Source organism: Actinocorallia aurea (assembly GCF_054783995.1).
The window spans coordinates 249,060-274,684 of sequence record NZ_BAAGPQ010000038.1 but is presented as its reverse complement, the minus strand read 5'-3'; the positions used below and the strand labels follow the sequence as shown (position 1 = coordinate 274,684).

Genomic DNA, 25,625 nt, shown 5'->3' with positions numbered 1-25,625 from the left:
CATCTCCCGGCATCCCCCCGGCACCCTTCCTCGACCTAGGAGCCCTCCGCATGAGCCAGACCCCCCAGTTCTCCGTCATCTCCGGGGAGCAGGTACACAACGCCCTCCACGGGCGGGAGCGCCAGGTGACGGCCATGATCGAGGCCGCCTACCGGCTGCACGGCGAGGGCCAGACCGTCAACCCCGACAGCTACTTCCTGCGCTTCCCCGACCGGCCCAACAGCCGCATCATCGCGCTGCCCGCGAGCGTCAAGGGCGAGGTGAACGCGCACGGCATGAAGTGGATCTCCAGCTTCCCCGACAACGTCGCCGACGGCATCCCGCGCGCCAGCGCCGTCCTCATCCTGAACGACACGCAGACCGGGTACCCGTTCGCGTGCCTGGAGAGCAGCATCATCAGCGCGGCCCGCACCGCCGCCAGCGCCGCGCTCGCCGCCGTCACCCTCGCCGAGAAGCGCGGCGTGACCCCGCGCAAGGTCGGCTTCGTCGGCGTCGGCCTCATCGCCCGCTACCTGCACACCTACCTCGCGGGCAACGGCCTGGAGTTCGACGAGCTCGGCATCTTCGACCTGTCGGCCGAGCACGCCGAGGGGTTCAAGGGCTACCTGGAGCGCACCGAGAAGGGCCCGGTGACGATCCACGACTCGGTGGAGTCCCTGCTCACCTCCAGCGACCTCATCGTCCTGGCCACCGTCGCGGGCGAGCCGCACATCCTCGACCCGGGGCTCCTCGCCCACAACCCGCTGGTCCTGCACGTCTCCCTGCGCGACTTCTCCCCCGAGATCATCCTGTCGGCCTGCAACATCGTCGACGACGTCGACCACTGCCTGAAGGCCAACACCTCCCCCCACCTCGCCGAGCAGCAGACCGGCAACCGCGACTTCGTGGACGGCACCCTCTACGACGTCCTGACGGGCAAGATCACCCCGCCCGCCGACAAGCCCGTCATCTTCTCCCCCTTCGGCCTGGGCGTCCTCGACCTCGCCGTGGCCCGCTGGGTCCACACCCAGGTGACCGCGTCCGGCGACCTCCACCCCATCCCGGGCTTCTTCCACGAGATGAAGCGCTACGGCTGAGTCCCGCTCGTCCCCGACGCCCCGCCGAGTGCGGGGCGTCGGGCGTTTCGGCCGGGACGGGCCGGACGGATGAGCGGTGAATGGTTGAAATGCGCGGAACGCAATGGTTCGCTGTGGCTCGTGCGCTCGCTTCGGAAGACCGCTCTCGTCCTGTCCCTGGCCTTGGCCGTCGCCGGATGCAGCGACGCCGAAGGGCCCGAAGGCAAGAAGACGCCTGAGGCCGCGCCTACGGCGAGCGCCTCTGCCGCGCCCGTCGTTCACGGGAAGGAGGGGTGGACCGGGGTGGTGGACCCGGTGCACGTCCGGGTCGAGGTGGGGGCGGTCGAGCGGTACGGGGAGCGGGCACTGCTGCGGTTCTATGTCACCAACCTGGGTGAGCGGCCCGCGTTTCCGGATCTGACCTCGTCGCTCGCGGTGCGCGGCGAGATGTCGATGAGGCTCCTCGATCCGGTCGGGGAGCGGGCGTACTTTCCGCTGCGCGACGCCGCGGCGCGGCAGTTCGGGTCGGAGACGCTGTTGGCGCCGTACCAGCCCGGGGTGCGCTACGAGCATGTGCTCCTGTTCCCCGCGCTGCCCCCGGACCTGAGCGCGGTGACCGTGCTCACGAACACCACGGCCGGGGAGTTCACCGGCGTTCCCGTCACCGACGGGGCCGGGACGCCACAGCCGAACGCGGAGCCTGTTCCGCAGCCGGCCTCGAAGGCGGTCAGCGGGCGGACGTACGCGTTCCCGATGCGCGCCGGGAACGGGGAGCCCGAGGAGAGCGGGCCGGTCGACATGGTCGGGCTGACCGAGACCGAGATCCAGGCGGTCCGCCGCGGCCCGGACGGCGAGGAGGTGGGCCTGCGCACGGACGTGCTGTTCGCGGTCGACTCGGCGGAGCCGTCCGCCCGCGCCCGCGGCATCCTCGACGACGTCGCCGCCGAGATCGAGGCCCGCGCCGACGTCCAACTGGAGATCACCGGCCACACCGACGACACGGGCACCCCCGCGCACAACCTCGCCCTGTCCCGGCGCCGCGCCGACACCGTCCTCAAGGAGTTGAAGGCACGGCTCGGCGACGGGTGGAAGTACCGCGCCAAGGGCGTGGGCGAGACCGATCCTGTGGTGCGGGGCGCGGGGTCGGGCACCGCGGAGGCGCGGGCCCGCGACCGCCGCGTCGAGATCGCCTACGCGCTGCGCCCCCAGGAGCCCGCGCCCGCCGTGAACGCGCCCTTCCACGCCGAGGACGGGCCGGTCGTCGCGTCCCGGGAGGCCGACGTCGACAGGCTCGGCTTCAAGACGCGCCGCAGGATCGACGTGAAGCCGTTCTACCGGGACGGCGCTTATCTGGTCGCGGTCTTCGACATCACCAATCTCGGCCCGGACCCTCTCTCGGACACCCTCACCAGCTACGGCGGCGTCAACGGGGGCGAGTTCGGCGAGTTCACCGTCATCGACCCGGCGACGCGCGTCCGGTACGGCAGCGTGCGCCTCGGCCCGAAGAGCCCTGTGCGGAGCGTCTTCGCCGATCCCGGGGAGACCGCCTTCCGCGTCGCGCCCGACACGACGAACCGGGGGTTCTTCTATGTCCCGGCTCCTCCGGCGGCGACCACGTCGGTCACCTTCGACGCCGGGCCTTTCGGGACGTTCAACGACATCCCCATCGAGTAGGGACATGCCCACCGCGTGCGGCCCCTTAGACTCCGCGCCCATGACCACCGTGCGCTCGATCGTCCTGTTCCTGCTCGCCGCGGTCGCCGAGATCGGCGGGGCGTGGCTCGTCTGGCAGGGCGTCCGGGAGCACCGCGGGCTGCTGTGGACGGGCGCGGGCGTCGTCGCGCTCGGCCTCTACGGGTTCGCGGCGGCGTTCCAGCCCGACGCGAACTTCGGGCGGGTGCTGGCCGCGTACGGCGGGGTCTTCATCGTCGGGTCGCTCGCGTGGGCCATGGCCTTCGACGGCTTCCGCCCGGACCGCTACGACGTCGCCGGCGCCGTCGTCTGCCTGGCCGGGGTGGCGCTCATCATGTACGCGCCCCGCTCGTAGCGCAAGAGGTGCGCCGCTCCTAGAGCGACAGGTGCGCCGCGAGGCGCGCGCGGTGGGCGGTGGGGGTGGCGAACAGGAGCTGGGTCGACTTCGCGCGCTTGAAGTGCAGGTGGGCGTCGTGCTCCCAGGTGAAGCCCAGGCCGCCGTGGATCTGGATCATCTCGGCCGCGGCGGTGAAGTAGGCGTCGGCGGTATGCGCCTTGGTGAGGGAGGCGGTGACGGCGAGTTCGCCGGGGTCTGCGGCGTCAGCGGTCCCGGCGGCGTGCGCGACGGCCGAGCGCGCGGATTCGACGGCCATGAGCAGATCGGCGCACTTGTGCTTGATCGCCTGGAAGGATCCGATCGGCTTGCCGAACTGGTGGCGGACCTTGGCGTAGGCCACCGAGGAGTCCAGGCAGTGCCGGGCGCCGCCGAGCGCCTCGGCGGACAGCGCGATCTCGGCGAGGTCGAGAACCCGGGCGAGCACCCGCGCCGCGTCGCCCTCGGCGCCGACGGGTGCGGCGGGGGCGCGGTCGAGGTCGACGCGGGCGAGCCGCCGCGTCTGGTCGAGGGTCGGCAGCGGGGTGACGGCGACGCCCGGGGCGTCCGTCCGCACCGCGTGGAGCGACGGCCCCGCGGCCACGAGGACGAGGTCGGCGACCTGGGCCTCCAGGACGAGGTCGGCCGTCCCGGTGAGCAGGACCCCGCCTTCTCCGCCGGATTCGGCCGCGATCCCGTCGGTCCGCCCGTCGCCCATCGGCAGCGCGACGGTGGCGATGAGGCTCCCGTCGGCGATGCCGGGCAGGTAGGCGGCGTTCGCCGCGGTGTCCCCGGCGGCCAGCAGCGCCTGGACGGCGAGGACCGCCGAGGGCAGGAACGGCGACGGCAGCAGCCTGCGCCCGAGCTCTTCGAGGACGACGGCGAGTTCGGCGAAGCCGCAGCCCGCGCCGCCGTGCTCCTCGGGCACGGCGAGGCCCTGCAGCCCGAGGTCGGCCATCCGCGCCCAGAGGGCGGGGGCGTGCCCGGTCGGCCCTTCCATGAGCCCGCGCACGACCGCGTCGGGGGCGTGGTCGGCGAGCATCCGGCGCACGACCGCGGCGAGTTCCAACTGCTCGTCGGTGACCGCCCAGTCCATGGCAACCTCCCTCGGCGTCTGCTGCCCTCGCACTCTACCTAGCAAGCGCTTGGGCAACAAGCCGGACCGGGAGCCCCGCGTCTCCCTCAGGTCACGTAACCGCGAATTCACCGCAGAGAAACGGAAACGATCGACCCATGCCCGTAGGTTCTCCGCTATACGGCCATCCGACGCCGCGGCGCGGTGGCGTCGGAGGCCGTGAATTTCCGGGCCCGGACTTCCCGAATCACGTTCGGTCGAGGCAGGATGGCCCGGGTGGAACCCTTTTTCAGCACCTCGGGGACCGAGTTCGTCCCGCAGGTCAGCGCACGCGGCCCCTGGTCCGCCACCATGTTGCACGGCCGCGTCCTCGGCGGCCTCGCCGCCCGGGCGATCGAAGGCGAGCGCTTCCCCGAGGGATTCCGGCCGGCCCGGATCACGGTCGACCTGTTCAAGAACACCGGATTCGTCCCGCTCCAGGTGACGCTCACCCCCGTGCGCACCGGACGCCGCATCCGCGTCGTCGACGCGGTCGTCAGCAGCCCTGACGGGCCCGTCGCGCGGGCGAGCTGCGTGCTGCTGCGCGAGGGCGACCAGCCCCCGGGAGGCGGCGGCTGGGAGCGCCCTGCGTGGGACGTGCCCCCGCCCGGCGACGGTCCCGCGCACGACGGCTCGTTCCCGCTGCACATGTGGACGCCCGGCGAGGAGGGCATGCGGCCGGGCGGGCGGCGCCGCGCGTGGGTGCGCGAGGTCTGCGCGCTGGTCGACGCCGAGCCGATCAGCCCGTTCGTGCGCGCGGTTCTCGCTGCCGACCTCGCCAGCCCGCTCACCCACTGGGGCGGCGCCGGCCTGGCCTTCATCAACGCCGACTACACGCTACACCTCGCCCGGCTGCCCGAGGGCGACACCATCGGGCTGGAGGCGAACGGCCACCTGTCGGCCGACGGCATCGCCGCCGGGCACGCCATCGTCTACGACGCCAAGGGCCCGATCGGGCACAGCAACACCACCGCGATCGGCAACTCCCCCATGGGCTCCTGAACGCCCGCGCCCCGGCCCTCCCCGGCCGGGGCCCGGCGGGGCCTCAGCCCAGCAGCGACAGCCGGTCGCCGAGCACGGCCTGGGCGGCGTGCACGAGCTGCTCCAGCCGGTACATCTCCGACGTGTGGAACTCCGGCGCGTTGGACCGGGCCACCAGCACCGCCATGTCGGCCGAGGGCAGCGGCACGAAGCCGAACTGGGTGCCGTCGGGGGCCCGGAAGGCGCGCAGGCGCAGCGGCTCCAGGTCGGTCGGGGCCTCGGCGGTCTCGCCGCCGGGGCTGGCGTGCACGAGCTTGCCCGACGGGACGTGCACGACGCCCGCCCAGTCGGCCGACAGGATGCCGGGCAGCGCGTCGGCGAGGATCACCAGGCCGTCGGCGTGGGTGAGCGCGAGCTGCCCGATGAGCGCCACGTCGGGGTGCAGGCCCTGCGGCTCGATGGTCGGCCAGAGTCCTTCGACCTGGACGCCCGGGACTGCGTCGAGTCCGGCGATCAGCCTGTCGGCGGACATTCCGTTCGGCCAGGAGACCGTGAAGTCGTCCAGGGCCCTGCCGCCGTCCTGCTCCAGCACGGACAGCTGCACGACGTCGGCGCCCGCCGCGCCGAGGGTGCGCGCGACCTTGCCCAGGGATCCCGGCCTGTCCGGGAGCCGCACGCGGATGCGCAGCAGCATGGCCACCTCCAGTAAGCGTTCCGTCCCTTAATGTTGCACTATGAGCGTTTCGGTCCTGTTACCCGATCGTGTCACTTCTTCAAGAAGGCCTATCGTGGAGGGTAGGCGACCGTTAAGGTTTTCCAACGTGTCTAGTACACCCGGTGCCCCCCGCGAGAGGCTGCCAGACAGCGACCCCGAGGGACGGCCCGAGGTCACCCTGGCCGACCTCCGCGCCGCCCTTTCCGGGCTGTCCGGGGCCGTCGGCCGCGAGCACGAGCGGGCACGGCACCGCGAAGAGATCATCGACCGCCTGCACCGCGAGAACGAACGCCTGCGGCGCGGCGAACTCGACCAGCTCCACGACCCCGTCCGGGCCGCTCTCTACCGACTCTACGACCTCGTGCGGCGGGCCGAGCTGGAGCCTCCCGAAGGCCCCCACGTGGCCCCCCTCCTCGGCATGATCGGCGACGAGCTCGCCGAGGCCCTGGGCCGCACCGGAGTCGAGATCTTCGAGGTCGAGTTCGGCGAACCCTACGACTCCGCACGCCACCGCCCGCTCGGCGTGGAACCCGTCACCGACAGGAAACTCGACGGCCGCGTCGTCGAGGTCTGCCGGGACGGCTTCGCCCGCGGCGAGGTGATCGTGCGCAGAGCACAAGTCCGTGTCGGCAAGTACAGGGAAGACTGAGGACACTTAAGGACATGGCTGTATACGGGATCGACCTGGGCACCACGTACTCGTGCATCGCGAGCATCGACGACGTGGGCCGCCCGACCGTGCTGCGCAACCTGGAGGGCACCGACACCACGCCGTCGGTCGTCTACTTCGAGTCCGGCAGCAACGTGGCGGTGGGCGCGACGGCCAAGGACACCGCGGTGATCGACCCCGACAACGTGGTCAGCCTCATCAAACGGGACATGGGCCGCGACGTGCCGCGCGAGATCCACGGGTTCAGCTACAACCCCGAGGAGCTGTCGGCGTTCGTCCTGGTGAAGCTCGCCAACGACGCGCAGATGGTGACGGGCGAGGTCGCCCGCGACGTCGTCATCACCGTGCCCGCCTACTTCGGCGCGGCCGAGCGCGACGCCACCCGCAAGGCCGGGCGGCTCGCGGGCCTCAACGTCATCGACATCATCTCCGAGCCGATCGCCGCGGCCGTCACCTACGGCGTGCTCAACCCCGACCGCGACCGCACGATCCTCGTCTACGACCTCGGCGGCGGCACCTTCGACACGACGGTCATCGCGCTGCGCGGCGGCCACATCGAGGTCATCTGCACCGACGGCGACCACGAGCTGGGCGGCGCCGACTGGGACGCCCGCCTCGTGGAGCACCTCGCCGAGCGGTTCGCCGCCGAGCACCCCGACGCGGGCGACCCCCTCGACGACAAGATCACCGAGCAGCAGCTGCGCCGCGACGCCGAGGAGACCAAGAAGGCGCTGACCGCGCGCACCCAGCACACCGTCCGGGTGATGCACGGCGGCCGGGTCGCCACCCTGGAGATCACCCGCGAGGTCTTCGAGGAGATCACCAAGGACCTCCTCGATCGGACGATCGAGATCACCGGCCGGACCCTGGAGGTCGCCCGCAACAAGGGCGTCACCGACTACGACGACCTCGTGCTCGTCGGCGGCTCGACCAAGATGCCCGCGGTCTCCGCCCGGCTCTCGGCCGAGCTCGGCCTGGAGCCGAAACTCCAGGACCCCGACCTCGCCGTCGCCAAGGGCGCCGCGCTGTACGCCTTCGAGGAGACCTTCCGCAGGCTGCTCCAGGAGGGCGCCCGCGAGGAGGCCGAGGAGATGGCGAGCCGCGCGGGCCTGTCGGCCGAGCAGCAGGCGCAGATCGCCGCCCGCAAGATCAAGACGGTCGCCTCGCGCGGCTTCGGGATCGTGGTGCTCAACCGCGACACCCAGGCCGAGGAGGTCATCCACCTCGTGCACGCCAACGACGAGCTGCCCGCGGGCCGCACCTCGGACTTCTTCACCGTGCACGACGACCAGACCACCGCCGACGTCCGCGTCATGGAGCAGGCGGGCGCGGTCGAGTCGCCGGAGCCGTCGGACAACACCGAGATCGCCACCGGCTCGGTGCGGGTCCCGGCGGGCAAGGAGGCGGGCTGGCCCATCTCCGTCACCTTCACCCTCGACTCGTCGGGGCTGCTGCACGTCACGGCCGAGGAGAAGGAGACCGGCGAGCGCCTCGACCTCCAGGTGGAGGTCGGCCGGATGACCGAGGACGACGTCGAGGCCTCCCGCGCGGCGCTGTCCCGCGTCCAGGTGAACTGACCGGTGAACTGACCCGAAGGGCCGGCGGTGTCGTTCGACGACGACTACAAGAAGCGGGTGCTGGACCCCGCCCGCGCGGCGGGGGACCAGCCTCCCGAGGATCTGCGCGCCCGCTACGCGCTCGCCGAGCCGCTGACGTCCGAGGCGGTCACCGCCCGCGTCAAGGAGGTCAGGCAGTGCTGGCGGCGTTCGCGCGGCCAGCTGAAGTACCGCAGGCTCATCGACCGGCTGGAGGCCGAGCACCGGGTGCTCGCCGGGGTGTTCACCGCGGCCGAGCAGGGCGACCTCGGGCCGCTGCGGCAGCGGCTGCGCGGCGGCGACGAGCGCAACGCCCAGCGCCGCGCCGACGTGCGCGCCCGCCTGCTGGACGCCGCCGGGACGCTCAAGCTGCTGTCGCCCGCCGAGTGCGAGGCGATCGGCAGGGCCGGCGGGGTCTCGGCCGCCGAGCTGAACCAGCTCCTGCGCATCGACGGCGTCGAGGTGCACGAGCCCGACCCGCTGCCCGCCGCGCCGCCCTACCCCGGCTACGCCAAGGCCCGGGAGTCCCTGCACGTCCTGGGCAGCCGGCATCTGCTGGCGTTCCTGCTCGGCAGCGACAGGATCGGCGGCATCCGGATCTTCGGCGGGGTGTCGGCGGGAGGCGTCCCCATCGACCCCGCGGGCGCGGGCCGCGCGCTGGAGCGGGTCGCCGGGGAGTGGGCGCGCAGGCCGCGCGACACCAGCGCGACCCACGCCGAGACCGTCCTCATCGCGCTGCGCGCCGCCCTGCGCGAAGGATTCCTGCACGACCTGCTCTCCTACGACTTCGTCGCGCGGCTGCGGGAGCGCCGCGTCCAGCGCGCCTCCGACGCCGCGCTCATGGACGCCGCAGTGCGCGGTCTCGGCCTGGAGCCCGGCGAGGCGCGGCGGCTGGTGTTCGCCATCGGCCGCGAGGGCGGCGCGCCCGCGGGCCCCGGCGGAAGGCTGCGGGAACTGCTGGACGCCGGGGAGGCGCACGCGGCGGCCCTGCTCGCGATGAGCATGCCGGACGGCGCGGAACTGCCCGAGACCGCCGAGGCCCAGGGGCGGGTCGCCTCCGCCGAAAGGCTGCTGGCCGAAGCCGAGGACCTCGCAGGCGCGGGCGACCCCGACGCCGCCTGGCGCAAACTGGAGGACGCCGGAGCGCTCGCCGCCGACCTGCCCGGCCTGCGCGAACTGCGCCGCACCCTGCCGCCGCTGCCGCCCACCGGCGTCACGGCGGTCGCCGACGGGGAGCGCGTCCGCGTCACCTGGACCCCTTCGGCGTCCCGCGCCGGCGACATCGCGCACGTGGTCGTCCGGCGCGCGGACCGCCCGCCCGCCGACCCCGCGGACGGCGACACCGTGCCCGCGGCCGACCCCTCCCCGCCCGTCAACGTGCCGCTGCACTACGCGGTGTTCGCGCGGCGCGGCGACGCCGTCTCCCCAGGCCGGGCCGCCCCGCCCGTCCTGCTGCGGCCCGAGCCGTCCGGCGTCGAACTGGCCACCGGCGACGGGACCGTCACCGGCCGCTGGGTGTGCCCGCCGGGAGCCACCCGGGTCGCGGTGTTCCGCGACGGCGTGCCGATCCCCGTCGGCCGCGACGGATTCACCGACCGGGCCGTCATCAACGGCGCCACCCATCGGTACGAGATCCACGCCGTCTACCCCGACGGGCCCGTCGAGACGACCACCCCCGGGCTGGTGCTTGTCGCGACCCCGCATCCGCTGCCCGACCCCGTCACGGAGTTCACCACGCAGCCGCACGGGCAGGACAGGCTGCTGCTCGGCTTCGCGCTGCCCGACCACGGCCTCGTCGAAGCCCTGCTGCTGGAGGGCGACCCGCCCTGGCCGACGCGCGCGCTCGTGCCCCTGGCGGAACTGCGCGGCGACCGGATCGAGGCGACCCCGCACGCCCGCGGCCTCGTCGTGCGGCCCGGCGCGAGCGGCGTGCTGCTGCTGGTGACCGTCGCCGGCAGCGTCGCCGCGATCGGCGCGCACCGCCGCCACGTCGACCTCCCCGTCCCCGAAGGGCTCACCGCGGCGCGGCGCGGGGACGAGGTCCGGGTCGGGTTCGCCTGGCCGGGCGACGCCTCAGCCGTGGCCGTCACCTACGAGATCGGCGATCGCGGGGCTCAGCGCGTCGCCGTCACCCGGGCCGCCTACACCGCGGCGGGCGGCGTGCACCTCGACGTGCCGGAGACCGAGGCGGTGCGGATCGGCGTCGCGGGCGCCTCCGACCACGCCGGGGCCGTGCTCACCGGACCCGCCGCGACCATCGCGCTGGGCGCCCGCACCGTCGTCAGATACGACCTGGCGCCCGGAGGGCCGCCCTGGAAGCGGGAACTCGTGCTCACCCTCACCCCCGACCGGCCCGTCCGGCTCGACCGCCTCGACCTCGTCCTGCGCGACGGCAAGGTGATGCCGCAGGCGCCCGGCGACGGAGAGAGCCTCGTGTCGTGGCACGATCTCGACGTGCCCGCCGAGACCGTTCTGCGCGTCCCGCTGCCCAGGCGGCGCGGCCCCTACTGGCTGCGTTGCTTCACCGGCGACGCCGTCGACCTCGCCGACCCGCCCGTCCGCCGCCTCCAGCAGGGAGCCTGACCATGCGAACCGAAGGCGTGCGCGGCGCGCACCGCAGGCCCGCCAAGGGCAGGCCGCCCCGCGCCAGGGACGCCGTGACCTGCCCGTACTGCTTCGCGCTGTTCGGCAGGGACCGGATCGCCTACCGCTGCCTCGGCAGGGCAGGGCGCGGCATCGGCTGCGACCCCGTCCTCGACATGGAACTCGCCGCCTACCAGGGCGGCCAGGCCGGCGCGATGCTGCCGCCCGTCTTCACCGGGCGCGGCGCGCGGGCGTCCTGCCCGGACTGCGGCCGGGAGAGCGGACGCCGGGTCTGCCCGGAATGCCACCACGAGCTCGCGCCCGCCTACTGCGACACGCCCGGCCGGATCGTCGCGCTGGTCGGCGCGAAGAACGCGGGCAAGAGCACCTACATCGCGGTGCTGCTGCACGAGCTGCGCAACCGGGTCGGCACCGAGCTCGGCACCTCGCTCGTGGCCTGCGACGACCGCACGATCGAGCGGTACAAGCGCGACTTCGCCCGGCCCCTGTTCGACCAGCAGCGGCTCCTGCCGACCACGCCCAGCGCCGTCACCGCGCCGCGCGAGCCCCTCGTCTACCTGCTGACCCGGCGGGTCAAGGGCAGGTTCGGCAGCCGCACCGAGGCGCTCACCCTCGTGCTGTTCGACACCGCGGGCGAGGACCTGCGCAGCCGCGACGTCCGCGACCTCCACCTGCGCTACCTGGAGGCGGCCGACGCGATCGTGTTCCTCGCCGACCCGCTCGAACTCGTCTCCGGCGGGGCCGAGAGCGAGCCGCTGGACGTGCTCGCCCGGGTCACCGAGCCCCTGCGCCAGCGGCACGGCCTGGACGTCAAGGAGAGGCTGCGCACGCCCATCGCGGTCGCCCTCACCAAGATCGACGAGCTGGGGCTGCCCGCCTCCTCGGCGCTCCAGCGCTCCCGGGTCCGCTCCGGCTCCCTCGACACCGACGACCGCGAGGCCGTCGACGCCCACGTGCGGGCGCTGCTCGACACGTGGGGCGCGGGCGACCTCGACCGGTACCTGGAGCAGCACTACGCCGAGTACGGGCTGTTCGGGGTCTCCGCGCTCGGCGGCGCGCCGCGTGGCGACGAGGTAGCGCCCGGCGGGGTGCGCCCCTACCGGGTCGAGGACCCGCTGCTGTGGCTGCTGCACCGGTTCGGAATGCTGGACGGCTGATGGCCTGGCAGCTGCACTACACCTCGGCCCGCTCGGCCGCGCGCTCCGGCTTCCAGTTCACCGCGTCCTCCCCCGGGCTGCCCGCGGGAGCGGAAGCAGCCGTCTCGCCTTATCTCGGCTACCGTCCCCCGCCGGACGCGCCGCCCGCTCCGGGGCCGTCCGAACTCGCCGCTTTTCCCGAGGCGCTGAGCTACGACGTCGTCGGGGGGAGGCCGCTGCTCGTCCTTTCGCGGTACCTCGGACGGGATTATTCGGGGCGCTTCGGCAACTTCCTCGCGCACGCCGTCCTGGCCGACGCCGAGGAGCTGGAAGGACTGCGGCCGATCGAGTTCTGGCGCGCGCCGTTCTGGGCCGAATCCCCCGCCGACAGCCTCGCCGTCTTGGAGGACCCGCCTCCGGGCGACGCCCTCGACCCCGAGTCCCTGTGCCACTGGCTCGCCGCGTTGGACCACGACCCCTACGCGCGGCTGGCGTGGCTGCTCGATGCGCCGGCGAACCGGATCATCCTGGTCTGCCCGGACATCGAGGAGATCGTCCGCTGGTTCGCGGTCTTGGCCTACTCGCTGCCCGTCGAGGCCGCCGCCGCCCTGTCCTTCACCACGTACACGGCCGACCCCGTGACGTCCCCGCACCGCCTCGTCGGCACCACCCCCGACGTCTGGGCCTCCCAGCGCACCGACCACCCGGCGCATCCCCTCGACCGCCCCGCCCCCGCCCACACCCCCACCCGCTACGCCGCCGCCGTCGCCGCCCGCTGGCGCGCCCACGACCTCGACGGCCTCGACGCCCTCTCCGAACTCGCCGCCCTCACCCCCGACACCCCCGAAGCCGCCGCAGTCCTCACCGCCCTGTGCGCCCCCTCGACCCCCGGCCCAACCGAATCCGGCGAGCCCTTCGACACCACGCACCACCACAACGGCCGACCGAGGAACACCTTCGACGCCGCGGACGACCACGGCAAGAGCGGGCCAGGAGGCGCGTTCGACGCCACGAACCACGGCGCCGAACGGCACAACGGCGGGCCGGGGAACGCCTTCGACGCCGCGGACCGCGACGGCGGCTGGGGCGAGGAGCGGGGAGACGGCGAAGAGGATGAGGCGGCGCAGGCGCTCGCGCTGCCGTTGCTGGGGAGTCCCGGGCTGCCGGGGTGGGTGTGGGAGCGGCTGCGGGTCGACGAGCTCGGGTTCGAGCTGGCGGCGGCCGTCAACCGGCTCGCGCCGGACCCCGCCGTCGCGCGGGCGGCCGGCGACCGGTGCGCGCACCTGGTGCTCGGCTCCCCCGAGCTGCGCGACAGGCTCGGCGAGTTCACGCTGGAAGACCCTGCCGAGCTGTCGGTGCGGCTGTCGCGCGAACTCACCTCCGCGCCCGACCTCGCCGCCCTCGCCGACCTGACCGTGATCGCCGAACGGCTCGCCATCCCCGTCGTCGGGGAGCTGACCCGGCGCGGCGCGCACAGGCTCACCCTGGAAAGCGCCGACGACAAGGCGGTGCTGAGCGCGCTGGAGCGGGTCTGCGACAGCGCGCTGCCCGCACTGCTGTCCGGGATCATCGAGGCGCTGGAGCGAGGCGGGGCGCTGCTGCGCCGTGAGGTGCTCACCGGGCAGGTCTGCGACGCCCTCGCCGACCACGCCGAACGCGCCCCCCTGGCGGCCTCGCCCGAAGTGTCCCTGCACCTGCTGCGCTCGCTCGCCGCCCGCCACGGCATCCACGGCGGCCCCACCCTCGAACTCGCCGGACGCCTGCCCGGAAACCGCGCCGCGGAAGGCGTCCTCGCCGCCCGGGACGTCGCCACCGGACGCGAACCCCGCGCCGCCGCCCGCGCGCTGGAACGCGTCGACGGGGCGCTCGCCGGACCGACCCTGCTGGCCGTCGCCGACGCGCTCACCGAACGCTCCCCCCGCTTCCGCGCCGCCCTCCTCACCGCACTCGACGCCCGGGTCCGCGACCTCCTCGCGCACCGCTGGATCGAGACCGCGGGCACCCGCGCCCGCCGGTTCGACCTCGTCGGCGTCGCGCTGCGCGCCCCCGGCACCCCCCTGGACGGCTGGGCGCGGGAGCTGACACGCAGGAGGCTCACCATGTTGCAGCTGGAGACCTATTTCCGGGACGATCAGACACTCCGAGCCGCGCTGCGAGACCTGCGGGGGTAGAAGAACCGTGCCGATCCTCTACGTGCTCGCCGCGGTGGTGTGGACCGCCGCGATGGCGGCAGGGTTCTGGTACGTCTTCCCGCCCCTGTTCGGGGCCACCCTCCTCACCGTCACCCTTGCGGCGTTCGGCTACTACTACGTCATCGCCTGCCGCGCGCTGGTGCCCGCGGGAGCCGACGGCCTGTCTCCCGTGACGCCGTCGGACGGCCGGTACCGGCACTACCTCGTCGGCCAGGTGTGGCGCGACTGGCTGGCGCTGGTCCGCGAGGTCGGCCCGCGCGTCCACCGGATCGCCGACACCTCGGTGCGGCGGCTCACCAAGACGCTGCTGCAGGGCTGGTGGGGGTTCTTCCTCTTCCCCGTCTGGACCGCCCTGTGCGGCGGGATCGTCCTCGCCGCGGTGCCCGTCGCGCTGATCGGCGCGGCGCTGACCGTCCTGTTCGCGGTCGTCGCCGCGGTCGGGCTCGCCGGGTGGCTCGTCTGCGTGGCGCTGCTCGCGGGCCTGGACCGGCTGCTGTCGGTCCGCGGCCGGATCCTCCAGACCTGCCCGCACCCGAGCTGCTACCGGCGGATCGGCCTGCCCGTCTACGTCTGCCCGCGCTGCAACCGGCGGCACGACAGGCTCGTGCCGTCGACGGCCGGGGCGTTCCGGCACGTCTGCGCGTGCGGGGCACGGCTGCCGACGACCGTCGCGCTCGGCCGCTACCGGCTGACCGCGCACTGCCCGCACTGCGCCGGACGGCTCCCGGACCGGATCGGCAGGGTCCGGGTAGAGCCCGTGCCGTTCATCGGCGGCCCCGCGGCGGGCAAGACGACCTTCATGTTCCTGGCGATCCGGGCGCTGCACGCGCGCTCGCGCGAGATCGAGGGGCATGTCGCGTTCGTCGAGCAGCGCCACCAGCAGGCGTACGCGAGCGCGGTCGAGGAGTTCGCGCGCGGCGGCCGGCTCGCCAAGACCGGGCCGGAGCTGCCGCTCGCGACGATGGTCGACGCGGAACTGCCGCACGAGCACCGCATCCTCTACCTGTTCGACCCCGCCGGCGAGCTGTTCACCGGCGCGGCCTCGGTGGAGGCGCTGCGCTACCTCGACCACAGCGAGGCGCTCGTGTTCGTCCTCGACCCGTTCGCGCTGCCCGAGGTGCGCCGGTCCCTCACCGAGGAGGAGCGGGCAAGGCTGCGCGCCACCTCCGGCGCGCCGTCGGACGAGGACCCTTCCGACACCCTCCAGCGGGTGCTGAACGATCTGCGCTCCCGCCCGGACCGGGGCAGGCAGCGCCGAGTCGCCGTCATCGTCACCAAGACAGACCTGCTGGTCGGCACGTCCGTCGGCCGGGACGTGCGGGCCGATCCGCGCGCCTGGCTGGACGCCCTCGGCCTCGGCAACACCCTGCGCACCCTCGACCAGCTCGCCGAGGAGGTCCGCGTCTTCCCCTCCGGCCTCGACGCCCCCGTCTCGGCCCTGGCGGACCTCGTCGGCTGGGTCGCCGGCCTCACCCTGTCGTCCCGCGGCAGCCTGATCCCCGACCTCCCTCCCGACCTCTCCGAGGTCCCTCCCGCGCTCCCCCTCCGCGACCCCTGGCGCCCCAAGGGCCGCACCCCCGACCACGTCCCCCTCGGCTACCAGACCGGCCGCTGGGCCATCCTCACCACCCTCTCCCTCCTGCCCCTCTCCCTCACCCTCCTGACCTTCCACCAACTCCTGCCCTGACGTTCCCGGGCCCCGTCGGCACTCCTCCCCCCGCCACGCCCCGGCCTCCGCTCCGGACCCGGCCTCCGCTTCTGGTCCCGGGGAGTGAACCTCCGGGGGCGAAGCGGAGTCGAACAGGGCGAGTTCCTCCGTTTCCCCCCGCCCCCCGAGCCAGTCCGGGAAAGGACTGCCATGTCGGCCGAGATCGAACCGGTGCCTGAGGAGGCGCCGGCGGAGATGTCCAAGAAGACGATGGTCCTTCTCGCCGCGGGCATGAGCGTCTGCGTCGCCCTGGTGCTGGGGCTCACGCTGCTCATCGGGACGGGAGGGCCGGACGGGGCCGGACGGCCGCCCGCGGCGGGCACCGTCCCGAAGGTCGAGGGGCTGACGCTGCTGAAGGCCACCCAGTCGCTCGCCGGACGGCGGCTCGCCATCGGCGGAGTGGCGCGGGTGCCCTCGTCGCTGCCCGCCGGGCTGATCGTCTACACCGCGCCCAGCGCCGGCTCGCCCATCGGCGAGGGGGCGCCCGTCACCTTGTACGTGTCGAACGGCAGCGGCGACGAGGAGGCCGCGCCCACCCGGGCGGCGGTGCCCTATCTCCTCGGCTCGGACGCCGCGCACGCCGCGCGGGTGCTGCGGAAGCTGGGGCTGCGGCTGGAGCCCGCGGGAGCCCGCGGCCCGATCACCGCCCAGAACCCCGCCCCCGGCACGGAGGTGGCCCAAGGCGGCGCCGTCCAGGTGACCGCGGGAGAGCCCTCGCCCGGCTGAGCCCGACCGTGAACCCCGACCACCAGTGGGACGCTCACTGACAGGTGAGATCTCACTTACTCCCAACATTCCCCTCATACGACGCAATGCGCCCGCCCCGTTTGGGCGGATGCTTGACGCAGACGTCCGTCGACCCGGCCTTCGCATCCCCCGGAGCCGCCCGATGCGCACCCTCCTGCCCGCCCTCATCCTCATCCTCCTGTTCGCGCCGCCCGTCCAGGCGCACGAGCACCCGCACGGCTCCACCGACCGGGTCACCCCCGGCGCCGTCCGGATCGAGGTCGGCGCGAAGGTCGACATCACGCTGCTGGACGACCGGGCCGCGCTCAAACGCTTCAAGCGCAGCTACGAGGTGACCCTCGGAGCGGGCAGCGGCTTCACCGTCTCCCCCGAGGGCGTGCTGATCACCGCCACCGGCACCGTCGACAGCGAAGAGGACCCCGCCGTCTACGCGGCCAACCGGGTCTTCGCCGAGTACTACGAGCAGCAGATCCCGGCCGACTTCGCGCGGCACAGCGCGGGCACCGGCGACCTCGACTTCCGCCTCCAATCCTGTTATCCGCCCGAACGCAGCGACTCCACCTGCACCGCCGTCATCACCCCGACCGTACGGGTCTTCCCGTACCTCGAGCCTCCCTCGGATGAGGGATATCCGGCCGAGATCCTCAAGACCGGCGCCGACCCCTCCGCGCCCGCCGTCCTCCGCGTGACCGGCGGCACGAAGGACCTCGACCTGCCCACCCTTCCCCTCGCCAAGGCCTACGGCGGCGAGATCAAGGCGCTCGACATCATGACGTACAAGGCGCGCCCGTCGGTCGAGGTCACCCCGACGGTCGAGGTCGCCCACCTCGACCCGCCCGGCTCGCGCACCCTCCTCAAGGACGACCGCGAGCGCATCGCCGACCAGATCACCGCCGACGGCGCGGGCGGCGCGGTCATCGACGACCAGCACAGCGAGGTCATCGGCCTGGTCACCCTGGCCGGGACAGAGACCACGTTCACCCCCGTCGAGGACATCCTCGCCGCCATGGAGTCGGCCGGCGTCACCGCCCACCGGGGACCCCTGGACGTCGTCTTCGAGACCGCGCTCGCGCACTACCACGACCGCTCCTACTCACTGGCCATCCCGGTGCTGGAGCAGGTGCTCAAACTGCGCCCCGACCACGCCGTCGCGCTCAGCCACCTGCGCGACTCGCGCGCCTGGAAGGGCACCGACAAGGAGGCCAAGCGGCCCACCGCGGACGGCGGCGGCCCCGGCATCTTCACGCCCTGGACGATCGGCGCGGCCGCGCTCCTGCTCGCCGCCCTCGGCGCCGGGGCGCTCCTGCTGCGCAAACCGCGCGCCGCCTCGCCCGACGCGGCGGTCACCGCCGTCGTGGCCGGCGCGCTGCCGCCCGCCCCGCTCACCACCGTCGACCGGTCCGACCCAGGCCGGTTCCCCGGCGTACCGAGCAACCCGGGCGGACCCGGCAATCCGAGCGGACCCGGCACCCCGGGCGGCCCGGGCGCCACGAGCAGGCCGGGCGCCGGCGCCCACCCCGGCCCGGTGTTGCGCGAGCCCGGGCCGGGCGACCGCCCCGCCTACTGCACCCAGTGCGGCATGCGGCGCGGCCCCGCCCACCGCTTCTGCGGCTACTGCGGACACCCCGCCTAAGGAGACCCCTTGCACACCGGCGACTCCCGCCCCGGCCTCTCCGGCCGCATCCTCGGCGACTACCAGGTGCTCGACCTCGTCGGGCGCGGCGGTATGGCCGAGGTGTACCGCGCCCGCGACCACCGGCTCGGCAGGATCGTCGCGCTCAAGATCCTCGCTCCCCACCTGACGTACGACGAGCGGTTCCGGATGCGGTTCGTCCGGGAGTCGCGGACCGTCGCCGGGATGGACCACCCCTACATCATCCCGATCTTCGAGGCGGGCGAGGCCGACGGGCTCCTGTTCATCGCCATGCGCTTCGTCGGCGGCGAGGACCTGCGCGTCCGGATGGGCAGGCAGCGGCCCTTCCCCGCCGACCGGGCCGCCCGCCTGCTCGGCCAGATCGCCGCGGCCCTCGACGCCGCGCACGAGCACGGTCTGGTGCACCGGGACGTCAAGCCCGCCAACGTCCTGGTCGCGGCCGGGCAGTCCGAAGGCGACGAGCACGTGTACCTCACCGACTTCGGGCTGACGAAGTCGGCGACGTCGGCGTCGGGGCTGACCAGCCAGGGCCAGTTCGTCGGGACGCCCCGCTACATCGCGCCCGAGCAGATCACCGGCGACGCGGTGGACGGGCGCTGCGACCAGTACGCCCTCGGCTGCGTCGCCTACGAGATGCTGTGCGGAGCCCCGCCGTTCGTGCGGGAGAACCAGATGGGCCTGCTGTACGCGCATGTGTCGGAGGAGGCTCCTCCGGCCTCCTCACACCAACCCGGCCTTCCCGTCGCGGTGGACGCCGTCCTTGCCCGCGCCATCTCCAAGGCTCCCGGCGACCGCTACCCCTCCTGTCTCGCTTTCGTCCGTGCCCTTCGGGAGGCCCTGGGCGAGGTCGTCTCCGACCCGTCCCTGCGCTCGGTGCCTTACACCCCGTCCGTGGCACAGACCCCTCCGCCGGGGCTCCGCCGCGCCGACACCGTGCCCCCTTCGCTGACCCGTCTGACGACCCCGTCACCGCGGATCGGCGGACGGCGTCCCGTCCAGCTCATCGGGGCCGCCGTCGCGGTGCTCGTGGCGGCGGGCGCGGCGGGGGTCCTGCTGCTGCGCGGCGGCACGGCGACCTATCCCGGCAGCGACGCCGCCCCGTTCCGCTTCGCCTACCCCGCCGCGTGGGAGGCGCGCACCCACTCCGACGTGTCCGTGATCGCCTCTCCCGAGGCCGCCGTGTTCGAGGGGCTGTTCGCCACGCCCGTCGCCGCCGACTGGGCGCCGGTCGCGGACCTCGACGCCGAGGACGCGACGGGCGTCTTCGCCGGCGTGAGCGACACCCTCGACAACACCGCGGCCGTCGCCACGAGCCTGCCCGCGCTGCTGCCCGGCAAGGTCAGCCTCGGCCCTGCCGCCCCGGTGACGGCGGGCGGAGCACGCGCCGACGCCTACCGCGGCTCGGTCGCCGACCCCGCCGACCCGGCGCGCCGACTGGAGATCACCGTGCTCGTCGTGCCGCGCCCCGCCGGATCGGCCGCCTTCGTCGTCTACTTCTGCGCGCCCGCGCACTGCTCGGCGGAGACCGCGGACGACCTCGTCACCAGCTTCGCGCTGACGTCCTGACCTCGCCACGGAAAGGCCCGGGAGTGCCGGTCAGGTGAGGAGGCGGCCCGCGCGGACCGCGGCGAAGAAGTCGCGGACGTCCTCCGCGAACGCGGCGGGCTGCTCCAGCGCGAGGAACGCCCCGCCGCGCTCGAGTTCCGTCCAGCGGGTGACGGTGTGCTCCCGGTCGGCGAACCGGCGGACCGCCACGTCCGTCGTGCCCGTCGCCAGGACCGCCGTCGGGACCGGGCCGCGCGGCCGCGGCGGCGCCTCGGCCGGGTCGTGCGCGTCCTCGTAGTAGAGGGCCGCGGCCGAGGCCGCGGTGCGGGTGAACCACAGGATGGAGGCGTCGGCGAGCAGGAGGTCCCGGTCGACCGCGTCCTCCGGCAGCGCCGACCTCGCGTCGCTCCAGGCCCGCACCTTCTCGACCGTCCAGGCGAGCTGCCCGGCCGGGGAGTCGAGGAGCGCGTGCCCGAGCGTCGAAGGCCGGGTCGCCTGGAGCACCGCGAACCCGTACCCCTCGGTGTGGAACTCCGCGAGGCGGGCGAGGCGCTCCCGCTCCACCTCGGTGAGCCCCGTCAGGGCCTCCGGATCACTCGTCGGCGGCGTGACCAGCCCGTTCAGGTGGACGCCGATCACCCGGCCCGGCGCGCGGCGGCCCATCTCGGCCGCGATCCTGGCGCCGCTGCGGCCCCCCTGCACCCCGAACTCCGGGTACCCGAGCCGCGTCATCAGCTCAAGGAAGGCGTCCGCGATCCGTCCCGTCGTCCAGCCCGGCTCGCGCAGCGGCCCCGAGTACCCGACGCCCGGGACGTCCGGGACGACGAGGTGGAACGCGTCGGTGAGCTGCGGCAGGACCTTGGTGAACTCGATGAACGACCCCGGCCACCCGTGCACCAGCAGCAGCGGCACCGCCCCCTCCCGCGCCGACGGCCGGTGCACGAAGTGCACGGTCTGCCCGTCGATCTCGGTGCGGAACTGCGGCATCCGGTTCAGCCGCGCCTCGGCCTCCGCCCAGTCGAACCCGTCCGCCCAGTACCCCACGAGGCCCTGGAGATAGGTCACGGGCACCCCCCGCTCCCACCCCGCCCCCGGCTCCGCCGCCCCCCACCGCGTCCGCTCCAGCCGCTCCCTGAGGTCGTCGACCTCCCCACGCCCCACCCGAACCCGGAACTCCCGCACCTCACCCATAGCCCAGACGTACCCACCCGATCGCCCCCGGATTCACCCCCCGACCTGATCCCGATACCTCTCCAGCAGCTCCGGCGCCAACTCCAGCAGATCCACCAGCTCCTCCACCAGCGCCGCGTCGATCACCGCCATCTCCACCGCGCTCAGCCTCCCCTGCCCCACCGATCCCCCTCCCCACCTGCGAAGGCCTCCTCCGCACCGCCCAGGATCGTAACCTCCCTCTCGCGTGGGACCTACCCGAGCACCCTTCCTCGCCGAAGGCACCGCTCCGCGCCGGTCCTCGGACCGTCCGTCCGAAAGGCCGGGAACCACACCGTGCGGTTCACCCGTCACGGCTCAGGGGCGAACGCATCCCCGCGGGATCCCGGTGATGACCGACGCCGGACAGCGCCGGCCGGCGCACGGGCTCAGGCGGACTCACCGATCTCGGCCGCCAGGAGCGCGCCGAGCTCCCAGCAGTCCTCGCGGTCGGCCTTGGTGACGGGGCCCGCGACGGTCACCGGAGGGCGGACGGGCCGCCAGGACATGCCCGTGGCGATCGCCTCGACCGCGCGGACGGCTCCGGTCGTGTCGAGGTTGCCGTGGACGTAGAGGCCGTAGGGCATCTTCGGCTTGGCCTCCAGGCACGGGTAGTAGACGGTGTCGAAGAAGTGGTAGAACGTCCGCAAAGGTGACATGAGGAGCCCTCGATGGCCACTACCCCCAGTGACGATGTCCCCGTTCTCTCCTACGCCCGCATCTCCGCCGACATCCAGCGCGACGAGCACGGCGTGAACCACCAGCACGCCGTCAATCGAGCAACGGCCGCGCGTCTCGGCTGGACGATCGTCGACGAGGTCACCGACAACGACAAGTCAGCGGCCAAGGCCGACGTCTACCGCGACGGGTTCGAGTTCATGATCCGCGCCCTCAAGAAGGGCGCCTTGCCGGACGGGCGAGCCATCCAAGGTGTGATCGTCGTAGCGGACGACCGGCTTGTCCGCCGCCCCGGCGACTACGAACGCTTCGTCGAGGCCATCACCCACCAGGACGGCCGGGTGTATGCCGACGCCCGCGGCCCGAAGGACCTCTACAGCGAGGATGTGGAGAGCATGGGCCTGATCGGTGCCGTCTTCTCCCGCATAGAGGTCCGCAAGATCCAGCGACGGGCCCGGCAGGACCACCGACGCCGAGCACTCGCCGGCCGGGCGCCCGGCGGCCGGTTCCGTGCGTTCGGATGGAAGGAGGACCGCCGCACCCTCGAACCCGCCGAGGCCGACGCCATCGCTTGGGCCGTGGCCCGGCTCATCGCAGGCACCTCCGCGAACTCCATCTGCCGAGAGCTGCACGCACGAGGGCTGACGACCCCGGTAGGCGGCACGTGGTCGCACACGAACCTTCGCCGCGTGCTCATGAACCCGAGGATCTGCGGGTGGCGAATGATCAACGGCGAACTCATCGTCGACCCGGCGACGGGCGAGCCGGTACAAGGCGACTGGGAACCGATCGTCACGCCCGACCAGTGGCGCGCGGTGCGGGCGATCTTCGAGAGCCGCCGGGGGCAAATCGTCGACCACACCGGAACGCCCATCAAGCCGCGCGTCCCGCATGACCTCCGCGAACACCGATGGCTTCTCGGCGGAATCCTGCGATGCGGCAACGTCCTCGCCAATGGAGCCCTCTGCAACACTCCGCTCTCCGCAGCCTTCCACCAGCCGTCGAGCAGGCACCGCTACTTCTGCAAACCGAAGCTCGTCGGTTCCTGCGGCGGACTCGCCAGGCGGGGCGATCTCGTCGACGAGTTCGTCTCCGAGGCCGTGATAGCCAAACTGGAACAGCGCGAGGCACAAGCCCCGCAGGGAAGCCGACCTTGGGCGCGAGAAGTTGAGTTGACCGAGAAGATCGATCAGCTCAACGAACTCCGCATCCACTTCGCCCGACGCAGCATTTCCAATTCCCTGTTCTTCGCCGAGGTCGAGCGGCTGGAACCCGAGATCGCGCAACTCCGCGCCGACCGCGAACGGCACTCCCTGGCCGTAGCGAAGGCGTCGCAGGGCTTCACCGAGATCCGACGCCGCTGGTACTCCGAGACCGATGAAGATCGCTTGGACATCGCCCAGAAGCGCGCCTACATCAGGGAAGCGGTACACGCCGTCATCGTCCGCCCAGCTGGAAGAGGCACGGGCAAGCGCTTCAACCCGGACCTCCTAGAGATCATCTGGCGGGAAAACTGACACCGACGTCTGTGTTTCCCGTCACATAGGCGTATTCGAGTAATGTCCGCTGGTGTCCGTGGGCGTCCACTGGTACCCCTCCTTCGCTCTCGGTTGGATGGAGGGGTTTTCCATTGTGAGCCTTCCGGGTATTGGTGGGTTCAGTTGTGTTGGTTGGTGGGTAGTTGTGGTGTTTGAAGTCGCAGAGTGCGTCTTCGAGTCGGTGGAGTGGAGGGCAGCGGGCCTAGGCAACCCGCCGCTCATGCCCCCGTTCGGGGCGTTATTGAGAGCCATCGCCGGGATTGGGCATCCGGCACCAGAAGGGGTAGGCGCCCGGCGGTCAGATCGGCCGCCACCAGCCTTTACGAGAGCCCAGACACGACGGAATCCACTCGCCGAGAGCACGAGCAGCAGGCGGCAGCCTGCCCGGAACACCAGCGGTGCTCAGCTCGAAGAACGCGCGCGACTCGCGTTTCCGTCGACGTCTGGAGACTGTTGCAGCCGAGCCGTGAAGCCATGGAATGGGGCCGCCGCCAAGCAGCCCACGCCCCCCACTGGAACGAACGGAAATGGTCCCGCATCGCGACCATCTTCCAAGTCACCTTCACCGAGAACATCAGTGAAGAGCCCGCCGGCGACGCCCGCCGAGGCGACGACGACCAAGCCGACGAGCACATGCCGGGTGCCGCATGAGCACCCCGCCCCTCATCCCTGAGGATCTGGCCGCCGCGATCGAGCGCGCGAAGATGCCGGACTTCCCGCGCTGGCACCAGATGATGAACGCCACCGGCGGATGCGGACAGCCCATCCGCCTCCAGGGCGAACGCTTCACCGTGGACGGCACCACGGGTGAGCTCATCGAGTCCTACACGACCGCCGACGAGCCGAACGGCTACCTGCTCACCGCGTGCGGCAACCGCCGCGCGTCCAGGTGCGCGGCCTGCTCGGAGGTCTACCGGGAAGACACCTACCACCTGATCATCTCCGGGCTCATCGGCGGCAAGGGCGTCCCCGAACAGGTCAGCGCGCACCCGCGTGCGTTCCTCACCCTCACCGCGCCCTCGTTCGGAGCAGTCCACACCCGCCGCAGCGACGGCACCTGCCGACGCCGGCGAGACCGCCAGGTCTGCGAGCACGGCCGCCCTCAGGGATGCGGTATCCGGCACGCGCCCGAGGATCGGATGCTCGGACAGCCGGTCTGCGAGGACTGCTACGACTACCCGGCAGCCGTCCTGTGGAACGCCCACGCCCCGGAACTATGGCGACGCTTCACTCTCGCCGTCCCGAAGGCCCTCACCGCAGAGTTGGGCATCACCCACCGCCGACTGCGTGAACAAGCCCGCCTGTCCTACGCCCGCGTCATCGAATACCAACGGCGCGGCCTCATCCACTTCCACGCCGTCCTGCGCATCGACGGACCCACCGGCCCCGACACCCCTCCCCCGCCATGGGCCGACACCGCGCTACTGGAACGCGCACTACGAGCCGCCATCGACACCGTGTCCGTCGACATCCCGCACCCCGACGCAGACGGCCGGCCGATGGCGTTTCGGTGGGGAGCGCAGCACGACATCCGACCGATCCAAGTGGCCGCAGAGCTGGACGGCATCGCCGATAAGCACGTCGCCCGCTACATCGCCAAGTACGCCACCAAGGGCGCCGAGGACTCCGGCACCATCGACCGCCCGATCCACCACGCTCACCACATCACCGGGCTGAACGTGTCCGAACACGCCCGCCGCATGATCTGGACCTGCTTCTCCTTGGCGGATCTCCCCGCCTACCGAGAGGTCCCGCTCAGGCAATGGGCCCACATGCTCGGCTACCGAGGCCACTTCTCCACCAAATCCCGCCGCTACTCCCTCACCCTCACCGAACTCCGCCAAGCCCGAGCCACCCACGCCCGCAGAGCCGCCGGCCACCCCGAACCAGTGCCGGGAACAGTGACGGTTCAAGACTGGCGCTACTCCGGAAGCGGCCTCCTGTACGGAGAACACTTCTGGGCCGAACGCACCCGTAACCGCATCCAAGCCGCCCGCAACGCCGCTACTCAGCGTGCCGGCCGAGACGACGACCCGGTCTAGGCGTCGAGGACTTTCACTACAGGTTCAAGCCCGCCCGCTCCGCGGCCGGGGCCGGTCCGCCCGTGCCGGGCATGCGGCCTCTCCGGGCCGGTCCCGGCCCGAGCGGCCCGACTACCGACTGAGCATCCGTACAGGCTCTATGGCTTCCACCAACGCGCTGGGCGCAACGATCGCTACGGCCTTCAGCATGTTGCTTGCCTGCGCATGTAGGAGAAATTCGCCAGCCAGGCGCTGAGCCCTCGCTGCGCCAAGATGGCGGAGCAATGTCTCCAGAGCGAGTGACGTGAGACAAGGGTCGGTGATGGTGCGTGCGAGGGTCTCGGCCCGGCCTATCTCACCTGCGTTGGCTAGCGCCCGGACCAGGCTGCTCAGCGCCG

20 protein-coding genes are annotated in these 25,625 nt (G+C 72.9%); 15 read left to right on the top strand and 5 right to left on the bottom strand.

Annotated features, from left to right (window positions below):
• Positions 1-50: 50 nt before the first annotated feature.
• The 3 genes from sbnB to ACYVOM_RS39630 all read left to right on the top strand — a co-directional run bounded on the left by sbnB (position 51) and on the right by ACYVOM_RS39630 (position 3,102).
• On the top strand, positions 51-1,076 hold the full coding sequence (sbnB, locus tag ACYVOM_RS39640; protein ID WP_460308777.1) for a 2,3-diaminopropionate biosynthesis protein SbnB: 1,026 nt from the start codon (positions 51-53) through the stop codon (positions 1,074-1,076).
• Positions 1,077-1,196: 120 nt separating this feature from the next.
• The gene (locus ACYVOM_RS39635; protein WP_460308776.1) at positions 1,197-2,729 is read left to right on the top strand and encodes an OmpA family protein; all 1,533 of its coding nucleotides are present in this window, start codon (positions 1,197-1,199) and stop codon (positions 2,727-2,729) included.
• 40 nt (positions 2,730-2,769) lie between these two features.
• On the top strand, positions 2,770-3,102 hold the full coding sequence (locus ACYVOM_RS39630) for a YnfA family protein (protein ID WP_460308775.1): 333 nt from the start codon (positions 2,770-2,772) through the stop codon (positions 3,100-3,102).
• Positions 3,103-3,121: 19 nt separating this feature from the next.
• Here the strand turns inward: ACYVOM_RS39630 and ACYVOM_RS39625 are convergent, their stop codons facing one another.
• Complete coding sequence (locus ACYVOM_RS39625) at positions 3,122-4,216, bottom strand: acyl-CoA dehydrogenase family protein (RefSeq protein WP_460308774.1); 1,095 nt, start codon at positions 4,214-4,216, stop codon at positions 3,122-3,124.
• A 246-nt stretch (positions 4,217-4,462) separates the two neighbouring features.
• Here ACYVOM_RS39625 and ACYVOM_RS39620 point away from each other — a divergent pair, with 246 nt between their 5' ends.
• Positions 4,463-5,236 carry an acyl-CoA thioesterase domain-containing protein gene (locus ACYVOM_RS39620; protein WP_460308773.1) on the top strand — a complete coding sequence of 258 codons (774 nt, stop codon included), beginning with the start codon at positions 4,463-4,465 and terminating at the stop codon, positions 5,234-5,236.
• Between the two features lie 43 nt (positions 5,237-5,279).
• Here the strand turns inward: ACYVOM_RS39620 and ACYVOM_RS39615 are convergent, their stop codons facing one another.
• Positions 5,280-5,909, bottom strand: coding sequence for an ACT domain-containing protein (locus tag ACYVOM_RS39615; RefSeq protein WP_460308772.1), 630 nt, complete (start codon positions 5,907-5,909; stop codon positions 5,280-5,282).
• A 127-nt stretch (positions 5,910-6,036) separates the two neighbouring features.
• On the opposite strand from ACYVOM_RS39615, the gene ACYVOM_RS39610 reads away from it, so the two are divergent.
• From ACYVOM_RS39610 to ACYVOM_RS39570, 9 genes are all read left to right on the top strand, one after another.
• Positions 6,037-6,579, top strand: a complete 543-nt coding sequence (locus tag ACYVOM_RS39610; RefSeq protein WP_460308771.1) for a nucleotide exchange factor GrpE — start codon at positions 6,037-6,039, stop codon at positions 6,577-6,579.
• Positions 6,580-6,593: 14 nt separating this feature from the next.
• Complete coding sequence (locus ACYVOM_RS39605; RefSeq protein ID WP_460308770.1) at positions 6,594-8,177, top strand: Hsp70 family protein; 1,584 nt, start codon at positions 6,594-6,596, stop codon at positions 8,175-8,177.
• Positions 8,178-8,204: 27 nt separating this feature from the next.
• A complete protein-coding gene (locus tag ACYVOM_RS39600) occupies positions 8,205-10,778 on the top strand; it encodes a hypothetical protein (protein ID WP_460308769.1) in 2,574 nt (857 codons plus the stop codon).
• Between the two features lie 2 nt (positions 10,779-10,780).
• Positions 10,781-11,956 carry a TRAFAC clade GTPase domain-containing protein gene (locus tag ACYVOM_RS39595; RefSeq protein ID WP_460308768.1) on the top strand — a complete coding sequence of 392 codons (1,176 nt, stop codon included), beginning with the start codon at positions 10,781-10,783 and terminating at the stop codon, positions 11,954-11,956.
• The gene (locus ACYVOM_RS39590) at positions 11,956-14,106 is read left to right on the top strand and encodes a GAP1-N2 domain-containing protein (protein ID WP_460308767.1); all 2,151 of its coding nucleotides are present in this window, start codon (positions 11,956-11,958) and stop codon (positions 14,104-14,106) included. Before ACYVOM_RS39595 ends, ACYVOM_RS39590 begins: the two co-directional genes overlap by 1 nt.
• 7 nt (positions 14,107-14,113) lie before the next feature.
• Positions 14,114-15,814, top strand: coding sequence for a TRAFAC clade GTPase domain-containing protein (locus ACYVOM_RS39585; RefSeq protein ID WP_460308766.1), 1,701 nt, complete (start codon positions 14,114-14,116; stop codon positions 15,812-15,814).
• A gap of 171 nt (positions 15,815-15,985) precedes the next feature.
• Positions 15,986-16,561: a PASTA domain-containing protein gene (locus ACYVOM_RS39580; RefSeq protein ID WP_460308765.1), complete on the top strand. Its 576-nt coding sequence runs from the start codon at positions 15,986-15,988 to the stop codon at positions 16,559-16,561.
• Positions 16,562-16,724: 163 nt separating this feature from the next.
• Entirely contained in the window at positions 16,725-18,215 is a 1,491-nt protein-coding gene (locus ACYVOM_RS39575) for a hypothetical protein (RefSeq protein WP_460308764.1), read from the top strand.
• Positions 18,216-18,224: 9 nt separating this feature from the next.
• Positions 18,225-19,802: a serine/threonine-protein kinase gene (locus ACYVOM_RS39570; protein ID WP_460308763.1), complete on the top strand. Its 1,578-nt coding sequence runs from the start codon at positions 18,225-18,227 to the stop codon at positions 19,800-19,802.
• Positions 19,803-19,832: 30 nt separating this feature from the next.
• On the opposite strand, the gene ACYVOM_RS39565 is transcribed toward ACYVOM_RS39570, so the two are convergent.
• The 3 genes from ACYVOM_RS39565 to ACYVOM_RS39555 all read right to left on the bottom strand — a co-directional run bounded on the left by ACYVOM_RS39565 (position 19,833) and on the right by ACYVOM_RS39555 (position 21,649).
• Positions 19,833-20,972, bottom strand: a complete 1,140-nt coding sequence (locus tag ACYVOM_RS39565; RefSeq protein WP_460308762.1) for an alpha/beta fold hydrolase — start codon at positions 20,970-20,972, stop codon at positions 19,833-19,835.
• Between the two features lie 33 nt (positions 20,973-21,005).
• Positions 21,006-21,134, bottom strand: coding sequence for a hypothetical protein (locus ACYVOM_RS39560; protein ID WP_460308761.1), 129 nt, complete (start codon positions 21,132-21,134; stop codon positions 21,006-21,008).
• A 245-nt stretch (positions 21,135-21,379) separates the two neighbouring features.
• Positions 21,380-21,649, bottom strand: coding sequence for a hypothetical protein (locus ACYVOM_RS39555; protein ID WP_460308760.1), 270 nt, complete (start codon positions 21,647-21,649; stop codon positions 21,380-21,382).
• A gap of 12 nt (positions 21,650-21,661) precedes the next feature.
• On the opposite strand from ACYVOM_RS39555, the gene ACYVOM_RS39550 reads away from it, so the two are divergent.
• A complete protein-coding gene (locus ACYVOM_RS39550; protein ID WP_460308759.1) occupies positions 21,662-23,185 on the top strand; it encodes a recombinase family protein in 1,524 nt (507 codons plus the stop codon).
• Positions 23,186-23,853: 668 nt separating this feature from the next.
• Complete coding sequence (locus tag ACYVOM_RS39545) at positions 23,854-25,248, top strand: replication initiator (RefSeq protein ID WP_460308758.1); 1,395 nt, start codon at positions 23,854-23,856, stop codon at positions 25,246-25,248.
• Positions 25,249-25,625: the final 377 nt, after the last annotated feature.